The organism is Flavobacterium sp. C3NV, assembly GCF_046825355.2.
GTDB lineage: Bacteria > Bacteroidota > Bacteroidia > Flavobacteriales > Flavobacteriaceae > Flavobacterium.
Window position 1 is genome coordinate 101,526 of sequence record NZ_JBKQBJ020000003.1, and the last position, 17,836, is coordinate 119,361.

General features: G+C 32.6%; 17 protein-coding genes. 6 read left to right on the top strand and 11 right to left on the bottom strand.

The window, feature by feature from the left end:
* Window positions 1-73: 73 nt before the first annotated feature.
* Window positions 74-607 (bottom strand): peptide-methionine (S)-S-oxide reductase MsrA, encoded by a 534-nt coding sequence (gene msrA / locus ACIDC4_RS05580; protein ID WP_412042112.1) that lies wholly within the window; start codon window positions 605-607, stop codon window positions 74-76.
* A 179-nt stretch (window positions 608-786) separates the two neighbouring features.
* Here msrA and ACIDC4_RS05585 point away from each other — a divergent pair, with 179 nt between their 5' ends.
* The gene (locus ACIDC4_RS05585; RefSeq protein ID WP_412042113.1) at window positions 787-2,274 is read left to right on the top strand and encodes an aminotransferase class V-fold PLP-dependent enzyme; all 1,488 of its coding nucleotides are present in this window, start codon (window positions 787-789) and stop codon (window positions 2,272-2,274) included.
* A gap of 629 nt (window positions 2,275-2,903) precedes the next feature.
* On the opposite strand, the gene ACIDC4_RS05590 is transcribed toward ACIDC4_RS05585, so the two are convergent.
* The 5 genes from ACIDC4_RS05590 to ACIDC4_RS05610 are packed head-to-tail and all read right to left on the bottom strand — an operon-like array spanning window position 2,904 to window position 5,799.
* Window positions 2,904-3,374 carry a nuclear transport factor 2 family protein gene (locus tag ACIDC4_RS05590; protein WP_412042114.1) on the bottom strand — a complete coding sequence of 157 codons (471 nt, stop codon included), beginning with the start codon at window positions 3,372-3,374 and terminating at the stop codon, window positions 2,904-2,906.
* 52 nt (window positions 3,375-3,426) lie between these two features.
* A complete protein-coding gene (locus ACIDC4_RS05595) occupies window positions 3,427-3,951 on the bottom strand; it encodes a hypothetical protein (protein WP_412042115.1) in 525 nt (174 codons plus the stop codon).
* Between the two features lie 9 nt (window positions 3,952-3,960).
* Window positions 3,961-4,437: a hypothetical protein gene (locus ACIDC4_RS05600; protein ID WP_412042116.1), complete on the bottom strand. Its 477-nt coding sequence runs from the start codon at window positions 4,435-4,437 to the stop codon at window positions 3,961-3,963.
* 6 nt (window positions 4,438-4,443) lie between these two features.
* Window positions 4,444-5,121: a peptidoglycan DD-metalloendopeptidase family protein gene (locus ACIDC4_RS05605; protein WP_412042117.1), complete on the bottom strand. Its 678-nt coding sequence runs from the start codon at window positions 5,119-5,121 to the stop codon at window positions 4,444-4,446.
* Between the two features lie 12 nt (window positions 5,122-5,133).
* Window positions 5,134-5,799: a spermidine synthase gene (locus tag ACIDC4_RS05610; protein WP_230038783.1), complete on the bottom strand. Its 666-nt coding sequence runs from the start codon at window positions 5,797-5,799 to the stop codon at window positions 5,134-5,136.
* A 65-nt stretch (window positions 5,800-5,864) separates the two neighbouring features.
* Between ACIDC4_RS05610 and ACIDC4_RS05615 the strand changes: the two genes are divergently transcribed.
* The gene (locus ACIDC4_RS05615; RefSeq protein ID WP_412042118.1) at window positions 5,865-6,416 is read left to right on the top strand and encodes a 1-acyl-sn-glycerol-3-phosphate acyltransferase; all 552 of its coding nucleotides are present in this window, start codon (window positions 5,865-5,867) and stop codon (window positions 6,414-6,416) included.
* 83 nt (window positions 6,417-6,499) lie between these two features.
* Here ACIDC4_RS05615 and ACIDC4_RS05620 read toward each other — a convergent pair whose 3' ends face one another.
* Window positions 6,500-6,952, bottom strand: a complete 453-nt coding sequence (locus ACIDC4_RS05620) for a helix-turn-helix transcriptional regulator (RefSeq protein ID WP_412042119.1) — start codon at window positions 6,950-6,952, stop codon at window positions 6,500-6,502.
* A gap of 312 nt (window positions 6,953-7,264) precedes the next feature.
* On the opposite strand from ACIDC4_RS05620, the gene ACIDC4_RS05625 reads away from it, so the two are divergent.
* From ACIDC4_RS05625 to ACIDC4_RS05640, 4 genes are all read left to right on the top strand, one after another.
* On the top strand, window positions 7,265-8,419 hold the full coding sequence (locus ACIDC4_RS05625; protein ID WP_412042120.1) for a M14 family metallopeptidase: 1,155 nt from the start codon (window positions 7,265-7,267) through the stop codon (window positions 8,417-8,419).
* A gap of 77 nt (window positions 8,420-8,496) precedes the next feature.
* Entirely contained in the window at window positions 8,497-8,976 is a 480-nt protein-coding gene (locus tag ACIDC4_RS05630) for an Lrp/AsnC family transcriptional regulator (RefSeq protein ID WP_008468989.1), read from the top strand.
* A gap of 87 nt (window positions 8,977-9,063) precedes the next feature.
* Entirely contained in the window at window positions 9,064-11,649 is a 2,586-nt protein-coding gene (locus ACIDC4_RS05635) for a phosphoenolpyruvate carboxylase (protein ID WP_412042121.1), read from the top strand.
* 31 nt (window positions 11,650-11,680) lie between these two features.
* Window positions 11,681-12,196, top strand: a complete 516-nt coding sequence (locus ACIDC4_RS05640; protein WP_412042122.1) for a DinB family protein — start codon at window positions 11,681-11,683, stop codon at window positions 12,194-12,196.
* A 238-nt stretch (window positions 12,197-12,434) separates the two neighbouring features.
* Here the strand turns inward: ACIDC4_RS05640 and recQ are convergent, their stop codons facing one another.
* The 4 genes from recQ to ACIDC4_RS05660 all read right to left on the bottom strand — a co-directional run bounded on the left by recQ (window position 12,435) and on the right by ACIDC4_RS05660 (window position 17,581).
* Window positions 12,435-14,543: a DNA helicase RecQ gene (gene recQ / locus ACIDC4_RS05645; RefSeq protein ID WP_412042123.1), complete on the bottom strand. Its 2,109-nt coding sequence runs from the start codon at window positions 14,541-14,543 to the stop codon at window positions 12,435-12,437.
* A gap of 141 nt (window positions 14,544-14,684) precedes the next feature.
* Window positions 14,685-15,092 carry a DNA primase gene (locus ACIDC4_RS05650; protein WP_230038769.1) on the bottom strand — a complete coding sequence of 136 codons (408 nt, stop codon included), beginning with the start codon at window positions 15,090-15,092 and terminating at the stop codon, window positions 14,685-14,687.
* Between the two features lie 7 nt (window positions 15,093-15,099).
* The gene (locus ACIDC4_RS05655) at window positions 15,100-16,068 is read right to left on the bottom strand and encodes a deoxyhypusine synthase family protein (RefSeq protein ID WP_056253513.1); all 969 of its coding nucleotides are present in this window, start codon (window positions 16,066-16,068) and stop codon (window positions 15,100-15,102) included.
* Window positions 16,069-16,177: 109 nt separating this feature from the next.
* Complete coding sequence (locus ACIDC4_RS05660; protein ID WP_412042124.1) at window positions 16,178-17,581, bottom strand: type III PLP-dependent enzyme domain-containing protein; 1,404 nt, start codon at window positions 17,579-17,581, stop codon at window positions 16,178-16,180.
* Window positions 17,582-17,836 lie beyond the last annotated feature (255 nt).

Here is a 17,836-nt window from a genome sequence, read left to right on the forward strand (position 1 = left end):
AATGATTTTTAAAATGGTAATTAAATTAAAAAAATAATCCTTTTAATCCTTTAATCTGTGGCAAAACTTTTATTTAGTCAACTAATTTATGAGCATACATTTTTTTCAACTTTTGCACTTTCGGGTCAATTACGATTTGGCAATAACGCGCATCCTGATTATTGTTGTAATAATTTTGATGGTCGTCTTCGGCATTGTAAAATACCTCGAAAGGCACTAATTCCGTAACAATTGGATTATTATAGAATTCTTTTGCTTCTTTAAAAACTTCTTCTGCAATTGCTTTTTGTTCTTCATCATGATATAAAACAATAGAACGATATCGAGTCCCAACATCTGCTCCCTGACGATTTAAAGTTGTTGGATCGTGACTCGTCATAAATATAAAGATTAAATCATGATATGAAATTATGTCAGGATCAAATGTTACTTGTATCACTTCGGCGTGTCCGGTTCTTTCGGTACAAACTTCCCGGTAAGGGGGATTCTTGATAAAACCTCCCGAAAATCCTGATTTTAATGATTCTATTCCGTTTAAACGCTGAATTACAGCTTCAATACACCAAAAACATCCGCCACCAAAAGTAGCTAATGATAAATTTTTCATAAACGTATTGTTTAGTTTTACTTGCCCTATTAATCCGATAGAATATTATGATAAATTATTAATAAAACAATGTTTTGATTAAAGATCCTAAACAGTTATGGAATGTTTGAAGTTTACAATTGATAAATTCGCAATTTTATAAAAAAGCGATATATTTGCAATCAAACTCAGGCACACTAATGAATAGCAAAAATAATACCATCACTTTAGAAACCTATTTTCAGGATTTTAGAAAGCATATTGTGGGAATTGATCAGGAATTTACTTCTCCGTATGGCAAAAAAAAGATTATTTATACTGATTGGACTGCCAGCGGAAGGTTATATCGACCAATTGAGGAGAAACTTTTGAATGATTTCGGACCTTTTGTAGCCAATACTCATACAGAAACTACTGTGTCAGGTACTGCCATGACAAAAGCATATCATCATGCCAGAAACATTATCAAGCGTCATACCAATGCCAGCAAAGACGATGTTTTGATTACTGACGGAACGGGAATGACTGGTGTTGTCAATAAATTTCAACGTATTTTGGGACTTAAAGTTCCTGAAAATCTAAAAGATTTTATTACTGTTCCGGCAGAAAAAAGACCTATTGTTTTTATTTCGCATATGGAGCACCATTCGAATCAAACGTCCTGGTTGGAAACTATTGCCGATGTAGAGATTATTCCGTCTTGCGAAAAAGGACTTTTTTGTCTGGATAATTTGGCTTTATTATTAGAAAAGTACGCTGACAGAACAATTAAAATCGCTTCGATAACTTCATGTTCGAATGTTACGGGTTTAAAAACTCCTTTTCATGAAGCTGCAAAATTAATGCACCAACATCACGGTGTTTGTTTTGTCGATTTTGCCTGTTCAGGACCTTATGTCGAAATTGATATGCATCCTGAAGATCCGGAAGCGTATCTTGATGCGATTTTCTTTTCGCCTCATAAATTTTTAGGCGGCCCTGGAACTTCAGGGGTTTTGATTTTTAATAAAAAATTATACAATAATATGATTCCCGATTGTCCGGGTGGGGGAACTGTAAGCTGGACAAATCCTTGGGGTGAACATAAATATATTGACAATATCGAGGATCGCGAAGATGGCGGAACTCCTGGTTTCCTTCAGGTTATTAAAACCGCTTTGGCTATTGAGCTAAAAGAGGAAATGGGGATTGAAAACATTTTGCAACGTGAACACGAAATTGTTGATTTTGTTTTTAATGCATTAGATCCGGTTTCTAATATTAAGATTCTGGCGGGACAACACCAAAATCGTTTGGGGGTAATTTCGTTTTTTATTGAGGATCTTCATTTTAATTTAGGGGTGAAATTACTTAATGATAAATTCGGGATTCAAACCAGGGGAGGTTGCAGCTGTGCCGGAACTTATGGACATTTTTTATTGCACGTCGATCAGGAAACTTCGAATAAACTGGTAAATGAAATTACGATTGGTGATTTGATCAAAAAACCGGGATGGATTAGAATGTCAATTCACCCGACTACAACTGATGAAGAAATTGCTTTTGTATGTGAAAGTATCAAGGATTTAGCAGAGAACCATAAAAAGTGGGCTTTGGATTATTCTTATAATAAAAATACAAATGAATTTATTCATGAAAATGCAAATTCGTTTGAGGATGAATTGGTTGCTGGTTGGTTTAGATCATAATGTTTTTTAAACTTAAAATTTAACCGCAAAGAACGCAAAGATTTACGCGAAGGTCGCAAAGTTTTTATAAAAATCTTAATTTAAAAACTTTGCGTGCTTTGCGGTAAAAGTCAATATGGATTAGTCTAGAATTTTGCTATTGAATCTGAAAATTTAACCGCAAAGGCCGCTAAGGTTTTTCGCAAAGTTCGCAAAGACTAATTGCAGCTTATAAGGTTTATTCAAGAATGCAAAGTTCGCAAAGCTGGTTTAATACAAAGCTTTGCGAACTTTGCATTTTTATAAAACGGTTTTAGTAAAAAAAAACTTTGCGCGCTTTGCGGTAAAAATAAGTCAGATTTGCAAACTATTTTTTTGTTTCTTATAAATGATAAATTTCTAGATTAGCCCCGATAGAGCCGATATCCTTTGAGAGGAACGAACAAAGATAAAGGTGAAAGCGGGACAAAAGGTCTTGAAAAACCTTATTTTTTCTGCTCCTGAAAAATCCAATACATAATCAAGCGAATTCCGTGGAGATCTGAAACACGATACGAAAACTTATTTCGGGATTAAAACATAATTAATCCAAAGTAGTAAGAAGCAAGAAATTTGTAATTGAAGATAAATAGTAAAAACTAAAAATATAATTATTTAGATTCCTGAAACTTTTTGAGAGACAATAAGGCCTGGTCCTGAATTTTTTTCTGAAAAAAACCTGTCCATCCTAATAAATATCCCATTGGTCCAAAAGCTTGTTTCGACCATTTCCAAACGTCAAAATTATCGGTATGTTTGATGATTAAACCGTCCTGAAAAGCAAATTCGGCAGCAATAGTATTGATTACTTTTCTGTTGGTTTTGCTGAAATTATAGGTAGCTTTCCATATTGCTGATCCTGTAAAATCATCGGCTTTTACATCTGAAAATTCTATTTTGATATTGCCTTTGCTTTTTAAAATTAGCATTTCCCACATTTTAGAAACCTGATCTTCTTTTAGTAAGCCAAAAGCAGGATCGATAAAATGAATTTTAGGATGGTAACATTCGCTCATGGTTTTAGCATCGGCGTTGGCAAAAGCAGTATAGAATTTGGTGATTAAAGCCTCGTTTGGATTCATAGGGTAATAAATTAGAGTATAAATATAATATTTATTAGATAAAATAATTTATTTATAAAGCACTAATTGCTGCAGCGGTATCAAATGATTTTTTAGATTTATCGAAGGCTGTAGAAAAATAATCTTTTTTGTTCGAAGCTGTAAAATAGCCGGTTTGATCACCAAAGGCATTTGAATTTCCGGTAACTATAAAGCGAATTCCTTTGATATCATTTTTTTTCAGTTTCAGCATTTCTGCCGGAGTGAAATAATAATAAGATGATGTTGTACCTTCAGCACTTTCGTTTACTTTTTTGTCAACGCATGGAATAACATCTGCGTTTGCTAAATCAACATACAAACCACCGGAAATTCTGGTTTTATCATTAGCTGTTTTAATGGTGATTTTTAAGACGCCTCCTTTTTCTGTCTTTGCAATTTGAACATTTGCTTCGCCTGTGTAAACATATTTTTCGCAAATGAAAGTGTAATTTTCTGTTGCCGGGTAAGGTTTAGCACCTTTTATACTCATCGTTTCCTGAGCGTTTGCAAATGTTGAAATTAACAGTAATAAAAAAAGAGGCAGTTTTAAATTCATAATTGTATTTTATTGTTCAGTTAGTTTCGAATCGAATTTTTCGTCCCAATCCATTGATTTTATGGCAGAAACCAAATTGTCTTCATTTACAAAAACGCGCAATTCTTTATTGGCAACTTTTTTTGTGTATAAGGCATGATAGCGGTAAACTACTTCTTGTTTTGTTTTGTAAACGCCATCTAATTTTAAATCTATAAAGCTTCCGTAATATTGTCTAAATCGCTGACATGTTTTGGTTAAACGCTCTTCGGTTGTGTTTTCTCTAACCGATGCCGTAACTTCTGTGTCATTAAAAGGTTTAAACTTTGATGTATTACAAGTTTCTAAAACCCGTTTTCCTAATTCGTAAGCTTTTTGTTGTTGATTGGCATTGATTTCTGAACCAGAAATTTTCTTAATCTTTAAATCTTCGGTATCTCTGCTAATGGTTTTCGATTTACATCCAATTAACAACAACAAACATATAATCAATCCTGCTTTCTTCATAACTATTTAAGTAATTTTTAATAATAAGTTGGGGTCAGGGCAATTTTCTATATAAAAATTCAAATCATTTGTATTGCAAACTCCGGGATAATCTCCGTTATATTCTTCGATATTTTTTATAATCTGAAAATGTAAATGAGGCGCGTAATCGCCGTTGACACTTGCATTTCCTAGAGTTGCAATTTTTTGACCTTTATTAAAAAATGTCCCAACACTAAGGTTTTCTATACTTTCTAACGATAAATGTCCGTATAAAGTATAAAATTTTTCATTTTCGACGATGTGTTCCAAAATAATGGTCGGGCCGTAATCTCCCAAACCAATATTATTTTTAAAGCTGTGCACCTTTCCGTCAAGTGGTGCCAAAACAGCGGTATCAACTTTTGTCCATAAATCGAGACCAATATGAATATTGCGTTCCGGAATAGAATCGTTTTTGAAAATCGTACTTCGCTGATATAAGTTACGACCTTCTATATAACCTCCGTAAGCAACTTCGGCATTATTTTTTTCTAAACAATTAGATATAAATATTTCAAATTCAGCTGCATTCGCTGGTTTTTGCTCCATCAATTCATGATTCGTTATAGATAAATCTAACGGAATGTATTTTGAAAGATGGATCTCAGAATCAATTACTTTAGTAGGTGGTAAGGCTTTTAATATAGAGGCAAGAGGTTTCATAAAGTTTAAAATTTAAGAGACTTTTTCGATAATTATTAATTCATTATGCACTTCGATGCGGGGCAGCATTTTTGAAGTAAATAATTCAGCGTTTATTTCTGATATATATTTTTTATTGCGAACATTATGGGCTTCATCTAAAATCATGGTATTAAAAAGAACAAAACCATGATTTTTTAAAAGAGAACAAATTCGTCCGCTAAAAAAACTTTCAAACAAAAAGTTCGGCATTTTGATATCTTCAAAAATATCAATAATAATGAGATCATATTTGTTTTTTGTTTTTAATACAAATTCAAAAGCATCATCAATTACAATTTCCAATTGTTTTATTTGATCAAGGTTGAAATACTGATTGGCAATCTGGATAATATCCGAATCAATTTCGACACCGGTAATCTTACCTTTATATTCAATTTCGTCTACCAGTGTTTTGATGACGCTCCCGCCGGCAACGCCCAAGAGTAAAATATGATCCATTTTACGAATCGCGTCATACCCTATATTTCTAAGACCATATCTTAATATCCGTTGTAAACTTCCGTATGAATAATTGGTGTTTTCAGAATCCAGAACCAGTTCACCATTGGCCCATGTAACTTCGATAATTTTACTTCTTTCTGATTTTTTCTTGAATATTTTTATTGGAATGATATAACTGAATAATTTTTGAATCATTTTTAAATGCTTTTACTCAAATTTACCATTTAAATCTTTTATTTTGCAACACAAAATAAATATTAATGAAAAAACAGTTGTATAAATTCATCTTTTTTAAGCTAATGGGCTGGAAAATAGTAGGAATTGAAAATGCGGAAGTGAAAAAATGTGTGATGATGGTGATGCCCCATACAAGTAATCATGATTTTTATTTAGGAATTTTTACCCGTGGAATCTCTGGACTGGAAATGAACTGGGTTGGAAAGAAGGAATTATTCAAATTTCCTTTTGGATATTATTTTAGAAGCGTAGGAGGAGAACCATTGGATCGCACCGGCGGATTAAACAAAGTCGATTCGATTGCGGCTATTTTTGACAGAAAGGAAGTTTTTCGTCTGGCCGTTGCTCCGGAAGGAACCCGTAAAGGAGTGAAAGAAATAAAAACAGGATTCTATTATATTGCGCTTAAAGCAAACGTACCTATTGTTCCTGTTGCTTTTGATTGGGGTAAAAAAGAAGTCAGTTTTGCAAAACCATTTTTACCAACCGGAAATTACGAAGCAGATCTTTTGATTTTGAAAAAACATTATGAAGGAGTTGTGGGTAAAATTCCTCAGGATGGTTTTCAACTCTAAATTTTCGATATTTTTTTAATTACGTGAGAATCCCTTAACCGAAAAATATTTTCATTTTTTTTGAAATATGCGATTTATTCTAATTAAGGATTATAGGCCTTGAAAGTTCCGTTTTTATAAAAAATAACAATTTTCACAATTTCACTTTCTTCAGAACTTAAATTTTGATTTTTAATTTCTGAAGAAATTCTTGTTGCTGGTTTTTCAACCTCTCTGTAATTTATTGCAGAAAATAAATCTCCGCCACTTATATTTTCATCTGAAGAAATAGGAGCAGGAGTTTTTGTCATTTCTACAACTTCATCATTGTTTTTAGGAAAACTTCCTTTTCCGTTCAAAATCCAATACAGGTCAACATCAGGAAAAACTTCCATAATCTTCATGACAAAATCTAAGCTTGGTTTGTTTCTGCCCGAAAGCAGGTGAGACATACTAGAACGCTGCACGCCAATTTTATCAGCAAACGAAGAGGCGTTTAAGGCATAATAGTCCAATATAATTTCAAGACGTTTTACAAAATCATCGATGTTTACCATTGTAAATTATTGTTTTTAAAATCGTTGTTTACAAATGTAACTAAAAGAATCTAATAAAGCAATTTTACAGTTGTAAATTACTAAAAGGAGAGAATATAATATTAATTATCACTTTAATTAATGGCTATTAAGTAGCTAATTATAAGTATTTTGATTTTGTTTAATTAAACTTATAACATTTGTTAACTCCCATATATACTAATCGATTAATAAACCTTAAAATCTTGTTTACAATTATAAATTATCTTTATTTTTAACAGTTTACAATTGTAAAAATAAAGATGTTTACTTTTGTAAACTAATCAAAAGACAATGAATTTAGAAGAATTATTTAGCCAATACAAAGAGAAAACAATAGAAGGACGTTATCTGACATTAGATCATATTAAACCAATATTAGATAAATTAAATACCAATAATCAAGTACAAATAATTGGAAGATCGGTTTTAGACGAACCTATATATAGTTACCAAATTGGGACTGGGGAAACGCGCATTTATCTTTGGTCACAAATGCACGGAAACGAAAGCACGACGACAAAAGCATTGTTTGACTTTATTAATGTATTAAACAGCGGATCTGAGATTGCAGAGAAAATGCTTAAAACGTTTACTTTTTATAGTATTCCTATTTTAAATCCGGATGGTGCAAGACTTTATACAAGAGAAAATGCCAATAAAATTGACTTAAACAGAGATTCTCAAAACCTAACTCAGCCAGAGAGCAAGGTGTTAAGGGAAGTTTTTGAATCTTTTAAACCTCATTACTGCTTTAATCTGCATGATCAGCGTACTATATTTGGTGCAGGAAACACAGGAAAACCTGCAACTGTTTCATTTTTAGCACCTTCTTATAATGAAGAAAGGGAAGTGAATGAAAACCGTTTGAAAGCTATTAATGTCATTGCCGGAATCAACGATGTATTGCAAAAATATATCCCTGGTCAGGTGGGCCGCTTTGATGATTCATTTAATATTAATTGTATAGGAGATACTTTTCAGTTTTTAGGAGTGCCGACCATTTTGTTCGAAGCTGGTCACTTTCCTGATGATTATGACCGCGAAATCACTCGAAAGCTCTTATTTTTCTCACTTTTTTCAAGCTTTCAACTCATTAGCGAAAACGATTTAGTTGATAATAGAATTAATGATTATTTGAATATTTCACAAAATAAAGTGGTTTTTTATGATTTTATGTATAAAAATATCAAAATAAATTATGATGGTATCGAAATTATTACGAATTTTGTCGCACAATACAAAGAAGAATTGATTGAAAATAAGATTCATTTTAACGCTTACATAGTTGAAGCGGGCGAATTGGAAAATTATTTTGGACATTACGAATACGATGCAAAAGGAGCAATTTATTCTGATGACTTTAGTGGTTTTCCGAAATCGAATCAAAAAGCAGATTTTTATTTAAATAAAAATGTTAAATTTGTTAACGGATTGATAAAAAGTTAATTTTTATGTGAATTTGTTGTTTTTTATATATATTTTTATACTTTGTAATAGCAATTAGTAATATTAATTAAAGAATTATGAGTAAATTTCGTTTAGATGAAGTAGATCACCAGATTTTAGATATGTTAATAGACAATACGAGAGTTCCGTTTACTGACATTGCAAAAAAACTATTGATATCTGCTGGTACAGTGCATGTTAGGGTTAAGAAAATGGAAGACGCAGGAATAATAATGGGTTCTTCATTGGCTTTGGATTACGATAAATTAGGGTATTCATTTATTGCATATGTGGGTGTGTTCCTTAATAATACGTCTCAAACTAAATTTGTATTAGAGCGAATCAATCAAATTCCGTTCGTAACAGTAGCTTCTGTAACGACAGGAAAATTCAATATTTTTTGCAAAATTAGAGCAAAAGATACTAAGCACGCAAAAGAGGTTATCTTTATGATAGATGATATCGATGGTGTTTACAGAACAGAAACTATGATTTCATTAGAAGAAAGTATCAACGATAAGAAGCGTTTGATGCATACTATTTTTAAAAATATGTAATTTTTTCTTGAATGCTATATTAAAATATAACCTCAAGTTTATTCTTGGGGTTTTTTTATGACTAATTAACCACAACTACAATAGATTATGTACACGTTACCAAAAATAGAACGTTTTAATCAAGATGTTCTCTCAAAATACCACATTTATAATAGTGTATTTATAACATTGCCTTTTGACTCGATAGATAATACCGGGGCTTTACTTCCTTTATTTACAGAGACATGCGAAACAGGATTTAAAAAACAAGAAACACCAAAAGAAATATTCGATTTTTTCTCTAATCGATATTTAAACAACGCCACAGAAAAGGATAAAATCGATTTAATGTTTCGTTTTATTCAATATACAGAGCGTCAAATTGTATTATTTGATGCTATTGAAGATGCAGCTTTCCCGGAAGTTAACAACATGGAAGGCCGCGGATCTTTGCGTGACATCAAGGAGAAATCTGATGCTAAGGAGAAAGATCATGAATTGATCGAATTCTTAGAAAATTTCAATGTCAGAACAGTTCTAACAGCGCATCCAACGCAATTTTACCCTGGACCAGTTTTAGGAATTATAAATGATTTAACCGAAGCTATTCGTTTGAATGATTTATTAAAAATAAAAGAATTGTTGGCACAATTAGGAAAAACACCTTTTATTCAGAACGAAAAACCAAATCCTTACGATGAAGCGGTTAGTTTGATCTGGTATTTAGAGAATGTTTTCTATGCTACTTCAGGTGAAATTGTTCATTATTTACAAAAAAACATCCTTCACGGAGAAGCTATTCAGAATCAATTAATAAAATTAGGATTCTGGCCGGGAGGAGATCGTGACGGAAATCCTTTTGTTACTACAGAGATTACTTTGAAAGTTGCGGAACGTTTACGTACTTCAATTTTAAAGTGTTATTATATCGAAATGAGAAATTTAAAACGTAAGTTAACTTTCTCAGGAGTAGACACTTTAGTAGCTGAACTTGAACATAAACTTTATCGTTCTGTTTTTTATTCTAAAGGTGAAATCTATATCACTCTAGATGAATTACTGACACAATTAAATCTTATTCGTGATATTATTATCGAAAAACACCAATCTCTTTATTTAGATGATCTGGAAGCCTTTTTGGTAAAAATTAATCTTTTTGGTTTCCATTTTGCTACTTTAGATATTCGTCAGAATAGTAAAATTCATGATGCCGTATTTAAGGATGTGGTGAATTATTATTTGAATTCTGGTTCTCCAATATTTCCTTCAAATTACTTTGAATTATCTGAAGATGAAAAATTAGTTGTTTTATCTAAAGTTAAAGGAGAATTAAATCCGGCTGATTTTGAAAATGAAATCACAAGATCGACTTTAGAGTCTGTTCAGGCTATTAAAACCATTCAGAATGCTAATGGTGAATTTGGTGCCAATCGTTATATTATTAGTAATAACGAAAGCGCATTGAATGTAATGGAGACTTTTGCAATGATCAGATTGAACAATTGGGAACATCCAACTGTAGATATTATTCCGCTTTTTGAATCTGTTGATGATTTACAAAATGCGCACCATATTATGGAGCAATTGTATACGAATCCAGAATATTCAAAACATTTACAGGAAAGAGGCAATAAGCAAACTATTATGTTAGGTTTCTCTGACGGAACTAAAGACGGTGGTTACTTAATGGCAAACTGGAGTATTTATCAGGCTAAAATCGCTTTAACTGAAATTTCCAGAAAATACGGCATTAAAGCCATTTTCTTTGACGGACGTGGTGGACCTCCGGCTCGTGGTGGTGGAAAAACGCATAAGTTTTATGCTTCTTTAGGACCAAAGATCGAAAATAACGAAATTCAGATTACAGTTCAGGGACAAACGATTAGTTCTAATTTTGGAACTTTGGATTCTTGCCGTTATAATATAGAGAATTTATTGACTGCCGGTGTAACCAATCAGGTATTCAGTAAAGAGAAAAACGAATTAAGTGCAGATGAAACTCAGATTTTAACTCATTTGGCTGATTTAGGTTATGAAAAATACCTAAGCTTTAAGAATCATCCAAAATTCATTCCGTATTTAGAGAAAATGAGTACGTTAAAATATTACTCGAAAACTAATATCGGAAGCCGCCCTTCTAAAAGAAGTAAATCTGAATCATTAGATTTTGCTGATCTAAGAGCGATTCCTTTTGTAGGTTCATGGAGTCAATTGAAACAAAATGTACCAGGATTTTTTGGAGTAGGATCAGCATTAAAACATTTTGAAGAATCAGGACAATGGGACAAAGTACACGATTTGTATCACAATTCTTTATTCTTTAAAACATTGCTTGAAAACAGTATGATGTCATTGGCTAAATCATTTTTGCCGCTAACAGCTTACATGAGAAATGACCCTGAATTTGGTGAATTCTGGCAAATTATTTACGATGAATTTCAGGAAACAAAACGTTTATTACTTAAAATAGCAGGACATAAAACACTTATGGAAAACTATCCTGATGGTATAGCATCGATTCAGGTAAGAGAACGTATTGTATTGCCGTTGTTGACAATACAACAATATGCTTTATTAAGAATTAACGAACTGAATAAAGAAAATGAGGTTGATGAAGAGTTGGTAAAAGTATACGAAAAAATTGTGACCAGATCACTTTTCGGAAATACTAATGCAAGTAGAAACTCAGCATAAATTTGATTTAAAGAATTAGAAATTAATACATATGAATTCAAATCAGTTATTGGAAACAGAATATTCAGGTCCTTTTGCGAATTATGTTCGCGAAGCCGGAGAAATTAATTTAATCGAGGAATTAGAAATTTCTCTTCATGATTTTATTCGATTTGTTCAAAATATTCCCCTGGATAAATTTGATTATCGCTATGCCGAAGGCAAATGGACTATCAAAGATATTATTCAACATTTGATCGATTGCGAGCGTATTTTTGTTTATCGCGCTTTGCGTTTTTCAAGAAACGATAAAACTGCTTTACCGGGATTTGAAGAAAATGATTATGTTGACAATACTGCCGCAAACAAAAGAAGTATTCAGGAATTATTAACTGAACTTTCTGCTTTAAGGCATTCGACTTTATTGTTTTACAAAAGTTTATGTGAAGAGCAACTTAAAAGAGTTGGAACTGCTTCGACACATCAAATTTCGGCAGGCGCTTTAGGTTTTGTAATTATCGGACATCAAAAACACCATCAAAAAGTTTTCGAAGAAAGGTATTTGTAAGTTTACTTTTTTAATATAAAAAAATCCTGTGAAGAATGTTTTTCCACAGGATTTTCTTTTACATCTTTTTTGAGTTTGTCATCCTGACGAAGGAAGGATCACACTAGGAATTCGACAAAGATTGGAGACTTCACTTGCGTAGATTCTGGTGAGATCCTTCGACTTCGCTCAGGATGACAAAAATGAGCATAACTTTTGTCGAATCCCTATTGAGATTGCTTCGTTCCTTGCAATGACATTACTTATTCCTCTCTACAATAGCAAGCCCAAACCTGATTTTATCATAAGACATTTTTTCTTCAAAATATTCATAATAAGGCCTTAAGGCAGTTGGATATTCTAATTCAACTTGTGCTTTATGAAGTAATTTTACTTCATCATCAGTTACAAAGGGGCTTAAATCGATATCATTACCGTCAACATATAATTTTGCTAAATGAGAAACAATCGTAGTTTGTCCGAGGTTTCTTTTTCCTGCAATTTCTTCAACTGTATCACCTCTTTTGAACATTTCTAAGGTTGTTTTATAAGTGTTGCCTTCTTTTTTAGCTTTTGCAATTGTCTTTTTTGCATTTTCATAATACACAATCGCATCTATAAATTCCCGACCATATTTTTCCAGTTTTACCTTACCAACACCATCAATTGCCAGAAATTCTTCGTCGCTCATAGGACGAAAAGTTTCCATATGCCTTAACGCGGCATCACTAAAAATGACATAAGCCGGAACTTCTTCATCTTTAGCAATTTCATAACGTAATTTTCGAAGTATTTCAAAAAGAGAACTTTTCGCCGCTTTGGTTTTTGTTTCTTTTACTTCGTTTTTATCAATTACTTTTTTAACAACAGTATTCAGTTTTACTTTTTCACCTTCAAATAAAACTTTTTTCGCAAAAGGGGTAAGTAAGATTTTATTATGTTGATGAAAAGCAATTTCGCAATATCCTAAATTTATTAGTTGAATTAAATATTGATTCCAATCGTACCATGAAACATCAGCGCCAATTCCGTACGTTTTTAAGTCTTGATAATTTTTTTCGTAGATATACGCGTTTTTCGAGCCACGCAAAAAATCTACAATTACGGCCAAAGGCTCAGATTCCTGCAAACGGCTAATGGCCGACAATGCTTTTTGCGCGAGAATCGTACCATCGAAAAAAGTTGGAGGATTTTTGCAAATATCGCAGTTTCCGCAATTCTCTTTTACGAGCTCACCAAAGTAGGAGAGAAGAATTTTTCTTCTACAGCTCAAAGCATCGGCATATTGTTTCATTCTTTCCAGCTTTGCCAGCTGAACATCTGAATTCAATCCTTCGGATGCAAATTTCTGGAGCTGAATTACATCAGCATAACTTTCGAACAAAACAGTTTCTGCAGGCAATCCGTCACGACCGGCACGACCAATTTCCTGATAATAACCTTCGATATTTTTAGGTAAATTATAATGAATTACCCAACGAACATTCGATTTGTCTATTCCCATCCCAAAAGCAATGGTAGCACAAACCACCTGGCAATCGTCGTTTATAAATTCGTCTTGCGTTTTTGCACGAAGTTTATTTTCTAAACCGGCATGATATGCTTTTGCTTTCACGCCATTTTTTTGAAGTTTCAATGCCAGTTCCTCGGTAGTTTTTCGGCTTAAGCAATAAACAATCCCGGATTCATTGGGTTTATTTTCTACAAAATCAATAATTTGTTTTACACGATCTAGTGCAGGGCGAACTTCGAGACTTAAGTTTTTTCGATCAAAAGAAGCTACAAAAGTTTTAGGATTTCTTAAATTTAATTGCTTTGTAATATCTGTTCGCGTCGCTTTATCAGCTGTTGCTGTCAAAGCCAGAACAGGAGTAGAAGGGAAGCGGCTTTTTAAATACCCTAAATTAGTGTAAGCTGGACGAAAATCGTGTCCCCATGACGAAATACAATGCGCTTCATCAATTGCAATTAAACTGACTGTCAGTTCATTGAAAACAACATCAAGATAAGACAAGCTTTCCGGTGCAATATAAACGAGTTTGAATTTGTTAGATTTTAAATTATCAATATAAAATTGCTGCTCTTCGCTGGATTGGCTGCTATTGATATAACAAGCATTGATTCCGTTGGTTTTTAAGCTGTCAACCTGATCTTTCATCAGAGCGATTAGAGGCGAAATAACAATCGTGATTCCTGGCAAAACCAAAGCAGGTAATTGAAAACATATCGATTTTCCTCCACCAGTAGGCATTATTGCTAAAGTATCCTGACCTGAAAGTATTGTATTAATAATCGTTTCCTGATTGGGTCTGAATTTTTCAAAACCGAAATTCTCTTTTAGTTTGGCGTGTAAAATTTCTGAATTCATAAGGCTGATATTTACTGATTTTTAAATATAATAAAAGTTTAAATATAGTATTTTTCTTATATTTAAAAAATATGATTTTCTGCAATTAATAAAAAAAGGAACCCGAATAGAGTTCCTTTAGTTTATTTTGAAAGATGAGAATTAATCTTCGTCGTCTTCATCATCTTCGTCAGCAATATCATCTGGATCTTTATCCTCATCGTCATCATCATCTCCGCCGTCAGTATCTGGTTTGTCTATTGCATCATCGTCATCGTCATCATCAATATCGTCATCAAGATCAAGACCTTTTACTGGTTCGATTACATCAACATCTACATCGATATCATCGTCTTCATCGTAATTCTCTATTCTGTCAGCAAGTTTAGTACTAATTTTTACTAAATAAATAGTGTCTTCAGTACGAACTTCAACAGCTTCGATCAATTCGTTTTTAGCATTTCTAAAACGGATTACATCCGAATCATCATAACCATCAGGAAATTTTTCTACCAAAAGGTTCAAAATTTCGTTGGTAAGTTTAGCGTAGTCTACTATAACTCTTTTCATAAATATCCTATAAATCTAATAAGTAAGCAAAAATTAACGGAGCAACAATTGTAGCATCCGACTCAATAATGAATTTTGGAGTTTTAATATCTAATTTACCCCAAGTGATTTTCTCGTTAGGAACCGCTCCGGAATATGATCCGTAACTTGTTGTTGAATCTGAAATCTGACAGAAATAACTCCAAAACGGAATATCATGCATTTCCATATCCTGGTACAACATTGGCACCACACAAATAGGAAAATCTCCTGCAATACCACCACCAATTTGGAAAAATCCAATTCCGTTAGCACTGTTTTTTGGATACCAGTCTGAAAGGAAAACCATATATTCGATTCCTGACTTCATGGTAGAAGCTTTTAAGTCTCCCTTGATCACATATGAAGCAAAGATGTTCCCCATCGTACTATCTTCCCAACCTGGTACAATAATAGGTAAGTTTTTCTCTGCAGCTGCATACATCCAGCTATCTTTTAAATCTATTTCATAATATTCTTCTAAAACGCCAGATAACAACATTTTATACATGAATTCATGCGGAAAATAACGTTCTCCTTTGTCATCAGCATCTTTCCAGATTTTGTAAATGTGTTTTTGTAAACGACGGAATGCTTCATGCTCAGGAATACAAGTATCTGTAACACGGTTTAATCCTCTTTCAAGTAAAGCCCATTCGTCTTCTGGTGTTAAATCACGATAGTTTGGCACTCTTTCGTAGTGAGAGTGTGCTACTAAATTCATGATGTCTTCTTCTAGATTGGCTCCAGTACATGAAATAATCTGTACTTTATCTTGTCTAATTATTTCGGCAAAAATTTTACCAATTTCTGCTGTACTCATAGCGCCAGCCATACTTACCATCATTTTTGCACCATTTGCCAATTGTTGTTCGTATGCTTTTGCAGCATCAACTAAAGAAGCAGAGTTAAAGTGTAAATAATGTTTTTCAATAAACTGACTGATTGGTCCTTTCATTTTGTTTTTGTTTTTTTTTGTTTTTTTTTGAATTAAAAGTTTAACCTTTTAGATGGTACTGCAAATTAATAATTTTATAGATATTAACATTTAATTCACAGGTTTTTTTTTATACTTTTTTAGTATATCCTAAAATCTTCAATACATCGTCAGAAGTTTGTTGTTCTGAGAAAACTTCGGTGGCTAAAATACCATTTTCGTCACGATCTATTAAAATATGTTTAGGCTGCGGAATCAAACAGTGGTGTAATCCACCGTAACCTCCAATGGTTTCCTGATACGCACCAGTATTAAAGAAACCAATATACAATGGCTTTTCTTTGTTATATTTAGGCAAATAAATGGCGTTCATATTTTGCTCTGAGTTGTAATAATCGTCACTATCACAAGTCAAACCTCCTAATAAAACCCGTTCGTAAGTATCATTCCAACGGTTGACCGCCAGCATGATAAAACGTTTGTTTATAGCCCAAGTATCCGGCAAAGTCGTAATGAAAGACGAATCGATCATATTCCATTTTTCTCTATCATTTTGTTGTTTTTGATACAAAATCTGATAGATAGCGCCACCGCTTTCACCTACAGTAAATGATCCAAATTCAGTAAAAATATTAGGAACATCAACTTCGGCTTCATCGCATGCTATTTTGATCTGATTGATAATTTCATCAATCATGTATTGGTAATCATATTCGAATGCCAATGAATTTTTAATTGGAAAACCACCTCCAATGTTCAGGCCATCAAGAGTAGGACATTCCTTTTTAAGTGCAATGTATACTTTGATACATTTTACCAACTCATTCCAGTAATATGACGTATCGTTTATTCCGGTATTAATGAAAAAGTGAAGCATTTTAAGCTCTAATTTATCATTTTCCTGGATTTGTTTTTTATAGAATGCAACTATGTTTTTGTATCCAATCCCTAATCTTGAAGTATAAAACTCAAATTTAGGCTCTTCTTCAGCTGCAATACGAATTCCAATTTTGAATTTCCCTTTAATTTCAGCCTGTAACAAATCCAGCTCTTCATAATTATCAATTATCGGAATAGTATTTTTATGTCCGCTATTGATTAATCGCGCTATATTAGTAATGTATTCGTCTCTTTTAAATCCGTTACAAATAACATAGGTACTTTTGTTTATTTTACCATTTTCAAGCAAATTTTCTACTATATTAACATCAAAAGCTGATGATGTCTCAATGTGAATGTTATTCTTGAAAGCTTCATTCATAATATATTCAAAATGAGAGCTTTTCGTGCAATAACAATAGTAGTATTTAGCATCGTATTTATTCTTTTCCATTGATTTTCTGAACCAGGATTTTGCCTTGTTGATGTTTTCAGAAATTTGTGGTAAGTAAGTAAATTTTAAAGGCGTACCGTATTGTTCAACCAATTTCATCAAATCGATATTGTGAAATTGTAAGTTGTCTTTGTTTAATTTAAATTCCGTTTGTGGAAAATAGTAAGTTTGATTAATTAGATCAGAATATTTTGTATTCATTTAGTTTTCGATATTTAGAATTGTAATTTTTTAATTTAGTAAACTGTGCTAAATCTAAAATTCAAACCCTAATATTCGCAAATACAATTTGCAGTTTTTCGTTTTCTGCTTTTGAACATTGAAAAACATCAAAACAAAGCGGACTTTTACTATTATAAAAACGGTTCAACATCCTTAGTAAGGAACTATTGAGCCGGTTTCTATAAGAACTGAATTGTCTTTGTTTATTGTTTGTTTTCATCGTGGCAAATGTAA